Annotated in this window: 17 protein-coding genes; 6 read left to right on the forward strand and 11 right to left on the reverse strand. The window is 33.2% G+C overall.

What is annotated here, in order from left to right:
* Positions 1 to 241 precede the first annotated feature (241 nt).
* Together B0A65_RS00005 and B0A65_RS00010 are read right to left on the reverse strand one after the other, a co-directional pair.
* Positions 242 to 1477 (reverse strand): ABC transporter permease, encoded by a 1236-nt coding sequence (locus B0A65_RS00005; protein WP_074661009.1) that lies wholly within the window; start codon positions 1475 to 1477, stop codon positions 242 to 244.
* Between the two features lie 117 nt (positions 1478 to 1594).
* A complete protein-coding gene (locus B0A65_RS00010) occupies positions 1595 to 2089 on the reverse strand; it encodes a YkgJ family cysteine cluster protein (RefSeq protein WP_074661007.1) in 495 nt (164 codons plus the stop codon).
* Positions 2090 to 2163: 74 nt separating this feature from the next.
* Between B0A65_RS00010 and B0A65_RS00015 the strand changes: the two genes are divergently transcribed.
* Positions 2164 to 2871: a class I SAM-dependent methyltransferase gene (locus B0A65_RS00015; RefSeq protein ID WP_074661005.1), complete on the forward strand. Its 708-nt coding sequence runs from the start codon at positions 2164 to 2166 to the stop codon at positions 2869 to 2871.
* 18 nt (positions 2872 to 2889) lie between these two features.
* Entirely contained in the window at positions 2890 to 3435 is a 546-nt protein-coding gene (locus B0A65_RS00020; protein ID WP_074661003.1) for a YfiT family bacillithiol transferase, read from the forward strand.
* An 84-nt stretch (positions 3436 to 3519) separates the two neighbouring features.
* Here B0A65_RS00020 and B0A65_RS00025 read toward each other — a convergent pair whose 3' ends face one another.
* The 8 genes from B0A65_RS00025 to B0A65_RS00060 all read right to left on the reverse strand — a co-directional run bounded on the left by B0A65_RS00025 (position 3520) and on the right by B0A65_RS00060 (position 10014).
* Positions 3520 to 4152, reverse strand: coding sequence for a 7-carboxy-7-deazaguanine synthase QueE (locus B0A65_RS00025; RefSeq protein WP_074661001.1), 633 nt, complete (start codon positions 4150 to 4152; stop codon positions 3520 to 3522).
* A gap of 101 nt (positions 4153 to 4253) precedes the next feature.
* Positions 4254 to 5921, reverse strand: coding sequence for a tetratricopeptide repeat protein (locus B0A65_RS00030; RefSeq protein WP_074660999.1), 1668 nt, complete (start codon positions 5919 to 5921; stop codon positions 4254 to 4256).
* 16 nt (positions 5922 to 5937) lie between these two features.
* Positions 5938 to 6861 (reverse strand): PstS family phosphate ABC transporter substrate-binding protein, encoded by a 924-nt coding sequence (locus B0A65_RS00035; protein WP_074660997.1) that lies wholly within the window; start codon positions 6859 to 6861, stop codon positions 5938 to 5940.
* A gap of 2 nt (positions 6862 to 6863) precedes the next feature.
* A complete protein-coding gene (locus B0A65_RS23425) occupies positions 6864 to 7094 on the reverse strand; it encodes a hypothetical protein (protein ID WP_026983456.1) in 231 nt (76 codons plus the stop codon).
* Complete coding sequence (locus tag B0A65_RS00045; protein ID WP_074660995.1) at positions 7094 to 7891, reverse strand: energy transducer TonB; 798 nt, start codon at positions 7889 to 7891, stop codon at positions 7094 to 7096. The genes B0A65_RS23425 and B0A65_RS00045 overlap by 1 nt, the downstream gene beginning before the upstream one ends.
* A 38-nt stretch (positions 7892 to 7929) precedes the next feature.
* Positions 7930 to 8487 carry an ExbD/TolR family protein gene (locus tag B0A65_RS00050; protein WP_074660993.1) on the reverse strand — a complete coding sequence of 186 codons (558 nt, stop codon included), beginning with the start codon at positions 8485 to 8487 and terminating at the stop codon, positions 7930 to 7932.
* A gap of 19 nt (positions 8488 to 8506) precedes the next feature.
* Positions 8507 to 9133, reverse strand: a complete 627-nt coding sequence (locus B0A65_RS00055) for an ExbD/TolR family protein (protein ID WP_074660991.1) — start codon at positions 9131 to 9133, stop codon at positions 8507 to 8509.
* A gap of 56 nt (positions 9134 to 9189) precedes the next feature.
* Positions 9190 to 10014 carry a MotA/TolQ/ExbB proton channel family protein gene (locus tag B0A65_RS00060; protein WP_074660990.1) on the reverse strand — a complete coding sequence of 275 codons (825 nt, stop codon included), beginning with the start codon at positions 10012 to 10014 and terminating at the stop codon, positions 9190 to 9192.
* Positions 10015 to 10393: 379 nt separating this feature from the next.
* Here B0A65_RS00060 and B0A65_RS00065 point away from each other — a divergent pair, with 379 nt between their 5' ends.
* On the forward strand, positions 10394 to 11911 hold the full coding sequence (locus tag B0A65_RS00065; protein WP_074660988.1) for a helicase HerA-like domain-containing protein: 1518 nt from the start codon (positions 10394 to 10396) through the stop codon (positions 11909 to 11911).
* Positions 11912 to 12003: 92 nt separating this feature from the next.
* Here the strand turns inward: B0A65_RS00065 and B0A65_RS00070 are convergent, their stop codons facing one another.
* On the reverse strand, positions 12004 to 13344 hold the full coding sequence (locus B0A65_RS00070) for an FAD-dependent oxidoreductase (protein ID WP_074660986.1): 1341 nt from the start codon (positions 13342 to 13344) through the stop codon (positions 12004 to 12006).
* A 445-nt stretch (positions 13345 to 13789) separates the two neighbouring features.
* Here B0A65_RS00070 and B0A65_RS00075 point away from each other — a divergent pair, with 445 nt between their 5' ends.
* From B0A65_RS00075 to B0A65_RS00085, 3 genes are all read left to right on the forward strand, one after another.
* On the forward strand, positions 13790 to 14401 hold the full coding sequence (locus tag B0A65_RS00075; protein ID WP_074660985.1) for a GNAT family N-acetyltransferase: 612 nt from the start codon (positions 13790 to 13792) through the stop codon (positions 14399 to 14401).
* A gap of 81 nt (positions 14402 to 14482) precedes the next feature.
* A complete protein-coding gene (locus B0A65_RS00080) occupies positions 14483 to 15022 on the forward strand; it encodes a hypothetical protein (RefSeq protein ID WP_074660983.1) in 540 nt (179 codons plus the stop codon).
* Between the two features lie 34 nt (positions 15023 to 15056).
* Positions 15057 to 15851 (forward strand): helix-turn-helix domain-containing protein, encoded by a 795-nt coding sequence (locus B0A65_RS00085; protein WP_074660981.1) that lies wholly within the window; start codon positions 15057 to 15059, stop codon positions 15849 to 15851.
* Positions 15852 to 15884: the final 33 nt, after the last annotated feature.

The raw sequence follows: 15884 nt of genomic DNA on the forward strand, positions 1-15884 counted from the left end.
TTCTTTTGAAAACAACTCCCCTAGCCCCGATAGAAGTGGAAATCCTTTTGTGCCGGGGTTCGGCACAAAAGATTGAAACGGATAGCGGGAAACAGCTCCTTATTAAAACAATGGTTCTTCTTTAAAAAATCCTTCTTATATATTATAGTATAAAACCATCCTTTTTTATATATGTACAAAAAAGACAAACCCGACAAGTTTTAAAAACTTGTCGGGTTATGAATCGTTATATTTCAAATAATTAATCGAAACGAATTGCTTTTACCGGTGAAATCCTCGTTATGATGTAGGAAGGAATTAATAATACCAAAAAACAAACCGTAACCGTAAGTAAATTTAAAAGTATTATGTACCCCCAATTTATATATACGGGTGCTACATTGACATAATAGTTTTCAGGATTTAAGTGGATGACTCCAAATTGCTGCTGGATCAACAATAACGAAATACCAATTAGGTTCCCCCAGAAGAGCCCTCTTATAATAAGGTAAAACGCATTGTACAAAAATATTTTGCGAACTGTCCAATTATTTGCTCCTAGCGCCTTTAGAATTCCGATCATTTGAGTACGCTCTAAAATAAGAACCAATAATGCCACAACCATATTAATTGTCGCTACTAGAATCATAACAGCAAGAATAACTATTATGTTAAAATCAAAAAGCTGAAGCCAGTCGAAAATGTAACTGTATTTTTCGATTATTGTTTTTGTATCAAGATTTGACGATGTTTGATCGTAAATTTGAACTCCTGTTGCTTTAATACTATTAAAGTCTTTTACAAAAACTTCGAAAGCACCAATTTGATCCGGTGTCCATTTATTTATTCGTTGAATGTGACGAATGTCTCCTATTATATAAGTGGCATCGAAATTTTGGAAACCTGAATTGAAAATCCCCGTAATTTTAAATCGACGACTATTTGGCATTTTGCCCTGTTCTTCTTTTATAAAGAAAGTATTGAATTTATCTCCTACTTTTAAATTAAGCCGATCAGCAAGAAATCTTGAAATTATAACCTCTTCATTTAATTCTTTTGTAAAATCAGGTAATCTACCCTCTACTAAATATTCTTTTATATTATTCCAATCATAATCTGCACCAACTCCTTTGAAAATAATTCCTTCAAAAGCATTTTCTGTTCGAATGATTCCGGCTTTACTTGCTATTGCCTGAATATGTTTCACTTCGGGAACTGATTTGAAATTGGGATAAAAATCTTGTTTTTTAGAAATCGGCACCAAAGTTACTTCAGAATTATTATTATCGTAATTCGAAATAATAACCTGACCATTGAAAGCCGAAACCTTATCACGTATTTTTTGCTGTAAACCTATACCGGTTGCTACTGAAACCAACATCATAATAATACCAATAGCAATAGCCGAAATGGCAATTTTTATAATTGGCGCTGAAATACTGCTTTTATAATCTTTGGCAGTAATAAGTCTTTTCGCTATAAAATATTCTAGATTCAATTTTTATATTATCTGATTAGTAGTTTAGTCTTTATTCGTAAAGCATCAGTGTTCAAAAATACATTTTAAAAAGTAAAAAAGAATTGTTCCGAAAAACAATTACAAAACATTTAAGTCCTAAAGTGGTAATTTCTTTTTCATTTCTTCTACTATATTGTATGCTGCGGGGCAAATTGCCACGTTTTTTAAAGTAAGATCTGCAATCTGATGAAATTTTTTACGATCTGTGTGAGGAAATTCCCTGCAGGCTTTTGGGCGTACGTCATAAATCATACAGTAGTTTTCGCTGTCCAGAAAAGTACAGGGAACACTTTTTAAGACATAATCTTTTTCCTCATCAATTCGAAGGTATTGCTCAATGAATTGCTGTGGCTTTTGTCTGAAAGATTTTGAAATTCTTTCGATATCAGCCAAAGTAAACAACGGCCCGGTTGTTTTACAACAATTGGCACATTGCAGGCAATCCGTTTTTTTAAATTCGGCATCATGCAAATCCTGCATGACGTAATCTAAATTCTTCGGTTGCTTCTTTTTCAGCTTATCAAAATACTTTTTGTTTTCGATATGCTTATCTTTGGCTAACTTATTTAAGTTATTTAAAATTTGTTTCAAGTTTAAAATTTAAAGTTGATTTGCAAAATTAAACAACTTTAAACTTGAAACCTTAAACTTTGAACTAAATTACCATGAAAGATCTTTTTGGAAAGGCGATGTACGATTTTCAGACTAATAATTCGCCTGAAGATATAATAACAGAAACTTCTATTTCTGAAGAAGATGAAATGAGCGTCGATTACTTATTTCGTTCTTATAATGAAATGCCTAAACTGGAACAAAAAGCATTGCAACTTGCTACCGGAAAAACTCTTGATGTGGGCTGCGGAGCCGGAAGCCACAGTTTATCATTACATAATGATCGAAATTTAGAGGTAACTTCTATTGATATTTCTGAAAAAGCAATAGCAACCTGTAAACTTCGTGGTGTTAAAAATGCTAAAGTTCAGAACATATTAGATTTTGAAGGAGAGAAATTTGACACCATTATATTATTAATGAATGGAGTTGGAATTTTTGGAAAGCTAGATAATTGCAATAAATATTTATCAAAATTAAAATCGCTTTTGAATCCTGGAGGTCAAATTTTATTAGACAGCTCTGATATTATCTATATGTTTGATGAAGATGAAGATGGAGGGAAGTGGATTCCGTCTAGTAACGATTACTATGGTGAACTAGTATTTAATATTTCTTATAAAGGAGAGAAAGAAGAACCTTTTGATTGGTTGTATCTTGATTATAATACATTACAAAACGCTGCTATTGCGAACGGACTAAAATGCGAACTTATTTTAGAAGGTGAGCATTATGATTATTTAGCTAAACTTTCGATATAAAAATATTATTACATTATTATGGAAGAATTAGATCTAGAAAAAGTAAAATTTCCGATTGGAAAATTTGAAGCGCCTAAAATGTATACAGCTGAATATATTTCGGATAGAATTGCCGAAATCGAATCTTTTCCTGAAAGGCTCAAAAAAGAAACGGTTCATTTGAATGACGAACAATTAGACACACCTTATCGTCCGGGAGGATGGACCGTGCGTCAAGTAATTCACCATTGTGCGGAAAGTCATATGAATGCCTTCATTAGAATAAAATGGTCTTTGACCGAAAACAATCCAGTCATAAAAGCATACGACGAAGTTTTATGGGCTGAATTGCCTGATAATTTAAAAATGCCAATTCAACCAACCTTAAGTTTAATGGAAGGATTACATTATCGCTTAACCTTTATAATGAAAAATTTATCAGAAACTGATTTAGAAAAATCTTTTATACATCCGGAAAACAATTGTGAATATCAAATTAAACAAATTATCGGAACCTATGCCTGGCATGGAAATCATCATTTGGCTCACATTACCACTTTAAAGAAAGATAAAAACTGGAAATAACCAAAGTTGTTTCTTTTTTACACAGCGTATACAAATAGCCATAAACAAAAAATCTCTTCAACTGAAGAGATTTTTTTTATCTATTTAAGGAATATTCAAATATTTATGTGTCTGAAGCGAAACTCTCCATTTTGGATTGTTCATTACATAATCAACAATTAGCGGAGTCATTTCTTCTTTTTTACTCCATTCTGGCTGCAGGAATAAAATTGCATTATCATTTACCAATTCCGCTTGCTCTTCTGCAAAAATAAAATCGTGCTTATTATAAATAATTACTTTTAACTCATGCGCATTATCATATACGGTTTGAGTAGGCAATTTATTTTTCTTGGGCGAAAGACAAATCCAATCCCAGGTTCCCGAAAGCGGATAAGCACCTGAAGTTTCAATATGAACTTTTAATTTTTTATCCTTTAATCGCTGAGTTAACAAACTCATGTCCCAGGTTAAAGGCTCTCCTCCGGTAATCACAACAGTATCAGCATAAGTTGAAGCATTTTCCACAATCAAATCAACACTAGTTGGTGGATGCAATTCTGCATTCCAACTTTCCTTCACGTCACACCAGTGGCAACCCACATCGCAACCACCAATTCTAATAAAGTATGCAGCTGTTCCTGTATGGAAACCCTCTCCCTGAATGGTGTAAAACTCTTCCATCAAAGGCAACATCGCTCCTTTATTAACCTCTAATTGTATTTCTTTTGATAACATTATTTTATTTTAAAGTGCAAAGATAGTCAATTAAATACGGAACAAAAAAAACCGACAGTTCAAAGGAACTATCGGTTTTATATTAAGTTAAATAACTTTTATTATTTTAAAGCTTTCACAGATTGAGTAGCGTAAGCGTTAGTTGGATCTAAAACTAAACTTTTATTGAAATACTCAATAGCTTTTGCTTTGTCAGTGTTAGCATATGCAGCACCAATTGAATTATACGATTCTACAACTTTTTTAACTGTTGCAGGTTTTGCTAATTCTTCAGCACCTTTTGCAGTTGTTTTAGTAATGTACTCTTCGTAGTTTTTGATAATTAAATCATCTTTTTCTAACAAGTTATTGATTCTTCCTTTGTACAAGTAAGCCTCATCATAAGTTGGAGAAGCAACTAATACTCTGTCAAAAGCAGCATCAGCCTTCGCTAAACCAGCTGCATCAATAGCCGTTTTTTCTTTATTTGCATTTGCATAGTAAAGAGAAATACCATAATATACATTATCATTTAGATAATTTTTTTGCTCTGTATTTGTAGTACTCAATTCATAAATTGAAGCAGCCTGGTTGTATTGTTTTTTACCAAACAATTCTTTACCAAAATCTCCAAGATCTTCAACAGCTAATGGCTCTACAGCAACTGCTTTTTTAATTTCAGCTAAACCAGCATCAAAAGCAGCAGGATCAACTACACCAGCAGCATCAGTTCCTTTTTTAATTTTAGCAAAACCTAAGTATAAATTATCTTTTGCAATAACTTTGTTAGAAGGCACTTTCATGTAATCTTCTAATGATTTAATCGCAACATCATAATTACCATTTTCATAAGCAGAATATCCTAAATATCTGTAAATTCTAGGATTCACTTTATCCAATTCAATCATTTTGTTAGCTTCTTTTTCAAGCGCTTTATAGTCTTCAACTAAAATCAAGAAATCTGCATGACGCATTCTAGAGTTCATAGAATAATCCGTTAGACTCAGGTATTTCTCGTAGTTTTGAATTGCTTTTTGATAATTTACCTGTCTTGTAGAAGGTTTATTTCTAGCCCATTTGTAATACGTTTCAGCTAACTCTCTGTACACAGGTCCGTAATTAGCATCAATAGCGATAACTTCATTGAAAGATTTAATCGCTTCATCATAAGATTTAGCACCTTTTAATAAAACACCTAATTGCATTTTTGCTCTTAAAAGAGTTGGATCTGCAGTAAATGCGTCACGATACGCTTTGTAAGCGTCATTTTGATTGTTTGCTCCATAATAAGCATCACCAATTGCCAAAAGTGCAGTTGCATTTTGAGGCTCTAGTAATAAAGCTTTCTTTAAACTAGCAATTGCATTTGTATAATCAGGATTTGTAGAATTCATATAAGCCCTACCAATGTAAATAAATTCATTTACATCTTTACGCTTCATATCTTTTGTAGCCAAACCAAAATTAGCCTGAGCCGAAGCTGCATTTTTTGCATCAAGATCTAATTGACCTAAACCAATATAGTTTAAATTTTTATGATCTGCTGCCTCTAATCCATTTAAGTAATAAATTTTAGCAGAATCAACAATAGTTTGATTTAAATAGACATTACCTAAAACAAAATCAGCTTCTCCATCTGATGGTTTAGCTTTGATGATTGATTTCAGCAAAGATTTAGCTTTCTCAAATTGTTCAGCATCAATTGCCTTTTTGGCCTGGTTTATATCTTGCGCTTTTGCAACAGAAGCTGAAGCAACTAAGGCAAGACTAAAAATTTTAAATTTATTCATCTTTATTGTAATTAATTTATTCTTTATCGTTTATAATCTGACTTCTAATTTTAAGCTTTCTTCCCGGAGTTCTGACTGGCAATAATCCAGATTTCAAAACAATTCTTTGTCCAATCTCTCCGGCAATGAATGAAGCAAACCCCATTCCTAATCCGGAATACCCCTGACAATTTATAATATACAAATCACGTGCCAAAGGATATTTTACTTCTGCCAGGTCATTTTGACTTGGGCTGTAGTATGTAGCATCATTTAAGCCTTTTACACTTAAAATATTAATTTTTTTAATTGTTTCTGCCATTGTTGGAGAAGGTTGTGATAACCAATTCACTCCTACAACACCAATCATTCCATCATTCTCCGAAACAAATTTAATAACTTCATCGTTTGTTTTAAAAGAGAAAACACCAGTTTTTGGAACATCCTTAACTTTGGCCAATTCTTTCATATAACGTACTGTACTAGAATTGGGATTATCAAAAACAAGTCCCTTAATTCTTGGATCGGCCTTACCTTGCATAAAATCGATTACAGTTTTCAACGCAATTAATGTATCATTATTGTTCTTGTTCGAAATTAAAGCAATTGCATCTGTTGCGAATCGAGTAACTCTTGGCTTAATTTTACTCTTTTCAAACCCCTGTAATTCAGCTTTAGTCAAATCTCTGGTCGTAATGACAACTTTAGCTTTCTGATTTAATAAATCATTTATAACCTCTGCTTCAGATTTTGGTTTAACTGCAATTTTAGCATCATAGTAAGTCCCTTCAAAAACAGCGACCTGATCATCTACAATTGGTTTTACAGTTTCATCCACTGTAATAGCAATAGATCCTTTTAGAATTGTCTCTTTCTCTGATTCATTCTTGCTTTTTTGGTTGCACATGGCAAACAAAAAAACAAAAACTACCAAACCGAAAACTCTACTATATTTTAACATATTTACTCTGCGTTTGAATTGATTAATCTCAGAAAACGGATTGCTGAATAAACGATCAACAAGCCACCAAAAGCATATCTGTATTTAGGTTCCATATCTAATGGCAATTTCTTCCAGAACATAATCATTAAACCCAGCACAAGATATATTAAAAAAAACAGTATTCCTAAAACAAGAAGAAATCGCTCTTTGAGCGATTTCTTCTGAATATTATTAAGCATATCTTTTAACATTATTCTGCAGATTGAATAGTAATAGGAAGAGAGTAAAGTACTCTAACTTTTTTACCATTTTGCTCGCCAGGAGTCCATTTTGGACATTTTTTAAGAACACGAATTGCTTCTGCTCCTGTACCGTAACCGATATCCCTTAAAACTTTAATGTCGGTTAATGAACCGTCTTTTTCAACTACAAAAGTAACATAAACTTTACCTTTTAAACCTTCTTCTTCCGGAGTCTTGTAATTGTTTCCTACGAATTTGTAGAATTTCTCAATTCCTCCAGGGAAATCTGGTTTTACTTCGATACCAGCTGTGTTGTATACTTGGTTATCTTCTTCTACTACTGCAGCAGTTCCAGTACCTACTGGCTCATCAACAGTTAAAACTGCATCCGGATCTCCTTTAATAGTTTGATCTCCAACCTTTTTATCTTTAAGTTCCTCAATTTTTGGAGGATCTTCTGTAACTTCATTTGCCTTAGCAACAACCGGTTTCACAAACTTAACCTGATCCACTTTTGGTGGTGGTGGTGGCGGTGGTGGTTGGTTCGGTTTTACTTCCTCTTTTTTAGGAGGTAATTTTACTGTGGCGATTTTAATATCGTTATTCACTTCATCTTCACCAGAATCTGGCAAAAAACTAGCAATAAGAGGAGCTGCTACAGCAAAGGCAAAAATAACAGAACCTATGATAAGTGCTTTTACCGTAGTTTTACTGTTCGATTTTCTTAACTCATATGCACCATATATCTTATTACGTCCTTCGAATACGATATCAAGCCACTGATTTTTAATTATATCTAATTTCATTTTTCTTGATTATTAGGATGTTAAAAACAAGATACCTCTTATTTTTTATCTATCAGTTTAGTTTCTTCCGGTGTAAACTCAGGAACAATCGCATAAGTTTCTACTCCAGCAATAGCCATTTCATCCAACATATCAACTAAATTTCTATAAGTTGATTTTTTTGTTGGTTTGATAATAACAATGATTCCGTTTTTAGGTTTCCCTTGCGCAGCAGAATATTCTAGAACTGATTTTTTTCTTTTAAGAACTTCTCTACGAATCCCATCTTTACCATATGTAATATCTTTAGGCCCCGCTATAGGAGACTCTAATAATCCCATATAATAAATCATCTTATTATTTTCCCCTAACATCACTGTCATTGTACGATTCTCATCTACCTTAATATCTTTATTTTTGGTAGGATCCTCATCTTTATTTGGCAAAGACAAATCCATCGATTGAGGTTTTGACAACGATGTGGTTAACATAAAGAATGTGATCAATAAGAATGCCAAATCCACCATTGCCGTTAAATCGACTTTAGAATTTTGCTTTTTACTTCTTACTTTACCACCTTTTCCGCCACCACCGTCGCCGGTATTTAATTCAGCCATTTTAGTGTATCTTTTTTAATTAAAAGTCTTTTCCTCTCATACCAGTAACTAAGTTAAAGGAATTGATTTTTTGATCTTGTAGAATATCCATAATCTTTTTGATTTGTGGATACTGTTCTTTAGCATCTCCTTTAATTGCAATCTGCAATTCTTTATCATCAAGATCAATAGCGGCTCTTCTTGAAACCAAAAGCCATTCTTTTAATTGATTGTCTAAAGAATCGATTGGAATTCCAGGTTGATTTGCTTTCACTCTATCAGACGCTTTCAAAGCAATGATATCTTTTAAATTTGCAACAGGAACACCGAAGTCATCCATTAAAGCAAATTTAGTTTTGTCATCTTCTGAAAAAGTCACACCGAATTTTGCACCCATTCCTTCAAGAGTTCTTTTACGAAGCTCTCTTCCTTTAATGTCAAAAAACACTTTGCTTTTCCCATCTGCACCTTTTCCTATTGAGATAATTGCCAAATCTGAATCTGGTAATTTACTTTGTACAGTAGAAGAAGGCATATCTACAGGAAGTGCTTCAGGCACCTTAGCAGTAGCGGTCAAAATAAAGAACGTAAGCAAAAGGAACGCAACATCACACATGGCAGTCATATCTGTCGATGTTGACTTTTTTTTCATTTTTATTTTAGCCATTCTCTTTTATTTTTATTTTGATATAAGTAATACTTATTATTAATATCAAAAATTAATTATTGTTTCAAACTTCCTCTGAATCTTCTGTAAGTATTTACAATTGTAGTACCAGCCTCATCAATAGAGTAAGTTAAATCATCAATTTTAGCAGTAAAGAAGTTGTAAGAAATAATAGCTAATACTGAAGTAGAGATACCTGTTGCAGTGTTGATAAGTGCTTCAGAAATACCTGTTGCAAGAGCAGCCTGGTCTGGAGTTCCAGCAGAAGCTAACGCACCAAACGCTTTAATCATCCCTGATACAGTTCCTAATAATCCTCCTAAAGTTCCTAATGATACTAAAGTAGAGATAATAGTCATGTTTTTTTCTAACATTGGCATTTCTAATGAAGTTGCCTCTTCGATTTCTTTGTGGATTACTTCTGAAGCTTCTTCACTGTTGAAACCTTCTTTTTTAACATCTTGATATTTAATCAAAGCAGATTTAATTGCATTTGCAACTGAACCTTGTTGTTTGTCACATGAAGCGATAGCAGCCTCGATGTTTCCTTCTTTAATGCTAGCCTGAACACTTTGCATGAATTTATCTAAGTTAGCTTTACCAGCAGCTTTACCAATAACAATAAATCTTTCGATTGAAAAAACAACAACCATTAAAAACATACCTAATAATACTGGTACAATAAATCCTCCTTTATATACCATACCTAATGTATTGATTGGGTGACCTGTTTCAGGATTTCCTCCTTCAAAGTTAGCAGGTGCCCCCATAACGAATTTCCAAATAAACACCCCTACTACGATACACGCTGCGATAATGATTCCTGTAATCATTCCTCCTCCATTTGAAGTGCTTTCTTTTTTAACTTTAACGTTTGCCATTTTTTTTAATTTTAATAGTTTTAAATAATTTTTATTTTTTAGTTATATTTAACTTGTAGAGGAGCAAATTTATACGTTTAGTTTAAATAAAAAAACTTTTTTTAATTTTATTGAAGGAAATTTAACGTCAATTTAAAAAATATCTCATTAAATTGCCCAGTCTCTTTTTTTGATAAAACAAAAAACAGAGTGATTTATGGGAAAATTACAACGTTTTAGTAAATATTCAAAGATTCCGTTGATATCTTCTTAAAAAGTTGCGAAATTTTTTTTTATTGTATTTTTAATTGAAAAAAGCTTTTTCCTACTAAAAAATAATTACACAATTTCTTAAAAAACAAGCAATAGTCTTATAATCATCTAAATTACAAATAAAAACATGAATAAAAAAGATAATTTCATTCAGGATATCAACACAGGCTATCTTTCTAAGGGTGACAGTATCACTTTGGGAGGCGCTATGCTCGATGGAGAAGCAATTGCAGAGGCTCATGTCAAAATCCCGCTAAAAACCCTAAATCGTCACGGACTAATTGCCGGTGCCACCGGAACCGGAAAAACCAAAACAATCCAGGTTTTTTCGGAACAATTGTCTAATGCAGGAATTCCTGTTTTGATGATGGATATAAAAGGTGATTTTAGCGGTATTGCAAAAGAAGGAAAAGAAGAAGGCTTTATTACTGAGCGACATACAAAAATAAACATACCATATACTGTAGCTTCTTTTCCTGTTGAATTAATGTCATTATCAAAACAAGACGGCGTTCGTTTGCGCGCGACTGTTTCTGAATTTGGTCCGGTATTATTTTCAAGAATTTTGGATCTTAATGATACTCAGGCCGGTGTTGTTGCTGTAATTTTTAAGTATTGCGATGATAACCAAATGCCTTTACTAGATTTAAAAGACATTAAAAAAGTAATCAATTATATTACAGAAGAAGGTAAGGACGAAATTGCAGCTAATTATGGCAAAATCTCAACTGCAACAACCGGAACGATTTTAAGAAAAATAATTGAATTGGAACAACAAGGTGCAGACTTGTTTTTTGGAGAATTGTCTTTTGAAATAGATGATTTGATGCGAATCGATGAAAACGGAAAAGGTTATGTGAATATCATTCGTTTAACAGATATTCAGGACAAACCTAAATTGTTCTCCACTTTTATGTTGAGTTTATTGGCTGAAATCTACCAGAAAATGCCCGAAAAAGGAGATGCTGAAGAACCTGAATTAGTGATCTTTATTGATGAAGCTCATTTAATTTTCAACGAAGCCAGTAAAGTATTATTAGAACAAATTGAAACTATTGTAAAACTGATTCGTTCTAAAGGTATTGGTATCTATTTTGTAACGCAAAACCCAATGGATGTTCCGAGTGGTGTTTTGGCACAGTTAGGATTAAAAATCCAGCATGCTTTACGTGCTTTCACAGCAAACGATCGTCAGGCAATTAAAAAAACGGCCGATAATTATCCAACTTCTGCCTATTATAAAACAGAGGAATTGCTTACTAGTTTAGGAATTGGAGAAGCTTTGGTAACGGCTTTAAATGAAAAAGGAGTTCCTACTCCGCTTGTCGCCACCATGATGCGTGCACCAGAAAGCAGAATGGATATTTTGACCTCAACAGAAATCGACGAAATAAACAGCAAATCAAAACTGGTTAAAAAATATAATGAAGAAATTGACAGAGAAAGTGCTTACGAATTGTTAACCAAAAAAATAGAAGAGGCTACACAAGCTGCAGCAGAGCAAGAAGAACAAGCACCAGCAAAATCATCTAAATCTGAGCCTAGCACCGCAAGTGTTGTTGGGAAATCGGTTTTGAAAGTGGTTACAAGCGCTACCTTTATTAGAGGTGTTTTTGGCGTTTTGTCAAAAATCTTTAAAAAATAAAAGAATCAATTGCAATATTAAAAATCAATTACAATATCAATCCCAATTCTTAATTGGATTTTTGATATTGTAATTGTTATTAACATTGAAAATTATTTCTGCAACAACTCCAGAATCTTATTTTCGACTTCTGGCGTGTTCCACACATTTTCAATATTATCTAATTTCAAGACTTCTTCCATAATTCCGTTTTGGAAATCGCCAATTGCCAAAGCTTCGGCATATGGGCGATCACTAAAAGTTACACGACTGTATAACGGAATCCATTTATCTGGATGTTTATCAGAGAATGCCTTTTCGATTTTCTTTTGAAGCAAGAATTTCTCATCAGCCGTTTTTGTACTCATTTCCATGAAATTTCGGTATGAAAGTTCGGCAATAGCATCGGCATTTGGTTTACGGGAAATTTGATATTCAGAGAAAATTTTCTTCCAGTCGTTTCCGTACTTTTCGATCATTTCGTTTAAAACTGTGATATCTTCAAAACCGGCGTTCATTCCTTGTCCATAAAATGGTACAATGGCATGACAGGCATCTCCAATTAAAGCAATTTTATCTTCGTACGTCCACGGAAAACATTTCATGGTTACTAAAGTACTGGTCGGATTCTTAAAGAAATCTTCAGCCAGCTTCGGAATCACTTCAATCGAATCCGGAAAATTTTTCTCGAAGAAATCTTCCACCATTTTTCGGTCAGTCAGCGATTCAAACGAATTTTCACCTTCAAAAGGCATAAATAAGGTACAGGTAAAACTTCCGTCTAAATTAGGCAGCGCAATCAACATGTATTTACCGCGTGGCCAAATATGAAAGGAGTTTTTGTCCAGTTTATGAGTACCATCAGGATTGGCCGGAATATTTAATTCTTTGTAGCCCATATTCAAAAATTCCTGCGAATAATTAAACATGCTCTGGCGCTGCATTCGGTGACGAATTCTTGAAAAAGCGCCATCGGCACCAAAAACCATATCGTATTTCTTCTCTTCCCACTCGCCTCTTTCGGTTTCGCCAATATGCAAAGTCGCATCACTCAGTGTCACATCCCAGATTTTTTGGTCAAACAAAAATTCTGCTCCGGCTTCTTCAGCAAGATCAATCATTTTCCGATTTAAAGTTCCCCTCGAAATCGAATAAATGGATTCGCCTTCCTGCCCGTAATTCTGAAAATTGAGTTTATCGACCAAATGAATGGCACGTTTTCCCATCGGAATCGCGATTTCACGAACCGCATCTCCAACGCCAACACCGTCAAGCGCCCTCCAGCCACGATTAGACATAGCCAGATTAATAGAACGACCCGAAAAATTAATTTTGCGAATATCAGGACTACGATCATAAACATGAACGGTGTGGCCTGCTTTTTTAAGATAAATTGCCAGTAACGATCCTACTAATCCAGAACCTACAACAGCAATTTTTAGTGAAGTTTGCATCAAGAAAAATCTAAATATAAGATCGTAAAAATAAGTAATAATTCTACAAGAGCTTAAAAATAAAGGAAATATTTATGATTTATATGGGCATGACCCGCCGAAAAAAGCGGGTCGGGCTATCCACTATATTCCCAATTAACAAAAACTACGGCTAAAAAGCCTTGTTTTTCTAAATCGGGAGATGCCGTTTCTATCCCTCATGCAGCACTCGTTTTCATAACAAAATCTCGTTTTTATAGATTTATTAGAAATCCGAAAAACGCTACTTTCGCTAAAGAAATAATCCCGCAATCCCGATAACTATCGGGAGCAAACGCGCAAAGTTTTTTATAGCCACAGATTAAAGGATTAAAATGATTTAAAAAAAATCAGCCAGATCTGTGAGATCTGCGAGAAAAAAACTTTGCGACTTTGTGACTTTGTGGCAAAACCTAAAACTAATCCAATGAACAGTCTGCTTTTACAATCAAACATCATTTTAGAAAACGAACGCGTTTTATTACTTCCATTTGAAAACGAAAGAAACATCGAACTCAAAGAAATCATTTTTGATGATGAAATCTGGAAATATATGGGAATGTATGTGCGAACCGAGACTGACTTTGAAAACTATATTCAAAATACTTTAAAACAAAAAGCAGACGGAATTTGTTATCCTTTTTTAATTATTGATAAAGCCACCAATAAAGTTGCCGGAAGTACAAGATACGGCTACTTAAATCACGCAAGTCAAAAATGCGAAATTGGCTGGACCTGGTACGGAAAAGCATTTCAGGGAACGGGTTTGAACAAAGCTTGTAAATATGAGTTATTGAATTTTGGTTTCGAAAAAATTCAATTTAAAAGAATACAATTTAGTGCTGACTTAGAGAACAAAAAATCACAAAGAGCAATTGAGAAACTGGGTGCGATTAAAGAGGGTGTCTTTAGAAATAATTATGTTGATTCTGAAGGGAAGAGTAAAGATGATGTTTACTATAGTGTAATTTTGGAGGAATGGAAAAATACTAAGAGAGAATATTTTAATGAATTTATTCATCCTTTTTTTACTCATTAAATTACTATTTTAGCTCCTCATAAAAACCTCTTTTTTCTTCTGAAAAACTGATTTAAATCAACTATTTTTCTATAAAATCTTATGATAAAAAAAATTGTTCTACTCCTTTTAGTTCTTACATGTTGCTTAAATTCATATGCACAAACAAAAATGCTGACCGGAAGGAAACACTTAATTTTTGTAGACATTCCTAAAAATTGGATTCAAGCCCAGAATGATCAAATCCCTTTTCTAATAAAACCTGATGAAACTAATGTTAGTGATATGACTTACATGTATGTTTATGGATTAGATTACGATTCAGCCCCTGACTTAAACTTGTGGATTGAAGGAAATAATTCGGGATTAAAAAATAATATTCCAGATGTAAAAATTGAACAATTAGATTTTAAATTTCAAAACATCAAAGCAGATAATTTCTTAACTGGAAACTATAGACTAGTTTGTTACATTTATCCTGATTCAAGAACAGAAGCTCTACTTGTTATAGAATCTAAAACAAGCATATTCACTGCAGTACTGTCAACTAAAGACAAAATTGAATTTGATAAGTATGTTAATTCATTTAAAGAATTAGTAAATTCACTAAAAATTCAGTCAGCCCAAGTTAAATTAGAATAAGGAAGCTAAAGCTGCACTTTACTATAAAAACCACATGAACCTATATTCCGAACATTATGTCAGCAAAACTTGCGAAAGGTTCGTCAATAAAATTTGGTGTCTTGACAACAGCACTGGCGAAAGCCTCATTGAAAACAAACTCGTTTTACCCAATGGCTGTTTTAATCTTGCAATTGTGAGTGGAAATGCAATAGAAGTTCATACCAGCAAAAACAAATATGTAATGGACGAAGGTTTTTACTTTTGTTCGCAAATGACCAACAAGGTTTTGGTTAATATTCAGCCGAAAACTAAAGTTACCATTATACAACTACACGCCTGGACACTTTCGTTTTTTCCAAAGTATGATTTAAACAATTTTACCGATTCTATAATCAAAATAGATTCGGCTGAATTGCCTTTTAAAGTAAATTTAAACAGCGATATTTCTGTTTTATTAAATACGATTAATACCTACTTTGAAAAATTATATTCTATTAATACCTCAAAAAATACAATTGAAAGAATCTGCGAAATCATCAAACTTCATAATGAAGAGATTTCCGTTTCAGACATCGGGAAAAGTTTAAATGCTTCGCAGCGAATACTTCAAATTAAATTTAAATCGGCAACCGGACTAACGATTAAAAAATACATTCAGATTCTGAAATTCAGAAAATCGGTCGATCAAATGGTGAATTCTGGGTTGGATAAATTAAAACTAACCGATGTTGCACTTTACAATCAATATTTTGATCAGTCGCATTTTATAAAACAATTCAAAGATGTGACGAAAACAACTCCGAAAATGTTCAATTCAGATTTGTATTTTCTTTCCAAAAAAAGATAACATTTCGCATTTATACAATTTTGAGAATTAGGA

It is taken from the genome of Flavobacterium frigidimaris (assembly GCF_002217275.1).
GTDB classification, from domain to species: Bacteria; Bacteroidota; Bacteroidia; order Flavobacteriales; family Flavobacteriaceae; genus Flavobacterium; species Flavobacterium aquidurense.

What these genes read in the sequence shown, in the direction of transcription:
- B0A65_RS00015 (WP_074661005.1), top strand. Translation starts at nt 2,164, where the DNA reads ATGAAAGATCTTTTTGGAAAGGCGATGTACGATTTTCAGACTAATAAT.
- B0A65_RS00020 (WP_074661003.1), top strand. Translation starts at nt 2,890, where the DNA reads ATGGAAGAATTAGATCTAGAAAAAGTAAAATTTCCGATTGGAAAATTT.
- B0A65_RS00025 (WP_074661001.1), bottom strand. Translation starts at nt 4,152, where the DNA reads ATGTTATCAAAAGAAATACAATTAGAGGTTAATAAAGGAGCGATGTTG.
- B0A65_RS00030 (WP_074660999.1), bottom strand. Translation starts at nt 5,921, where the DNA reads ATGAATAAATTTAAAATTTTTAGTCTTGCCTTAGTTGCTTCAGCTTCT.
- B0A65_RS00035 (WP_074660997.1), bottom strand. Translation starts at nt 6,861, where the DNA reads ATGTTAAAATATAGTAGAGTTTTCGGTTTGGTAGTTTTTGTTTTTTTG.
- B0A65_RS23425 (WP_026983456.1), bottom strand. Translation starts at nt 7,094, where the DNA reads ATGTTAAAAGATATGCTTAATAATATTCAGAAGAAATCGCTCAAAGAG.
- B0A65_RS00045 (WP_074660995.1), bottom strand. Translation starts at nt 7,891, where the DNA reads ATGAAATTAGATATAATTAAAAATCAGTGGCTTGATATCGTATTCGAA.
- B0A65_RS00050 (WP_074660993.1), bottom strand. Translation starts at nt 8,487, where the DNA reads ATGGCTGAATTAAATACCGGCGACGGTGGTGGCGGAAAAGGTGGTAAA.
- B0A65_RS00055 (WP_074660991.1), bottom strand. Translation starts at nt 9,133, where the DNA reads ATGGCTAAAATAAAAATGAAAAAAAAGTCAACATCGACAGATATGACT.
- B0A65_RS00060 (WP_074660990.1), bottom strand. Translation starts at nt 10,014, where the DNA reads ATGGCAAACGTTAAAGTTAAAAAAGAAAGCACTTCAAATGGAGGAGGA.
- B0A65_RS00065 (WP_074660988.1), top strand. Translation starts at nt 10,394, where the DNA reads ATGAATAAAAAAGATAATTTCATTCAGGATATCAACACAGGCTATCTT.
- B0A65_RS00070 (WP_074660986.1), bottom strand. Translation starts at nt 13,344, where the DNA reads ATGCAAACTTCACTAAAAATTGCTGTTGTAGGTTCTGGATTAGTAGGA.
- B0A65_RS00075 (WP_074660985.1), top strand. Translation starts at nt 13,790, where the DNA reads ATGAACAGTCTGCTTTTACAATCAAACATCATTTTAGAAAACGAACGC.
- B0A65_RS00080 (WP_074660983.1), top strand. Translation starts at nt 14,483, where the DNA reads ATGATAAAAAAAATTGTTCTACTCCTTTTAGTTCTTACATGTTGCTTA.
- B0A65_RS00085 (WP_074660981.1), top strand. Translation starts at nt 15,057, where the DNA reads ATGAACCTATATTCCGAACATTATGTCAGCAAAACTTGCGAAAGGTTC.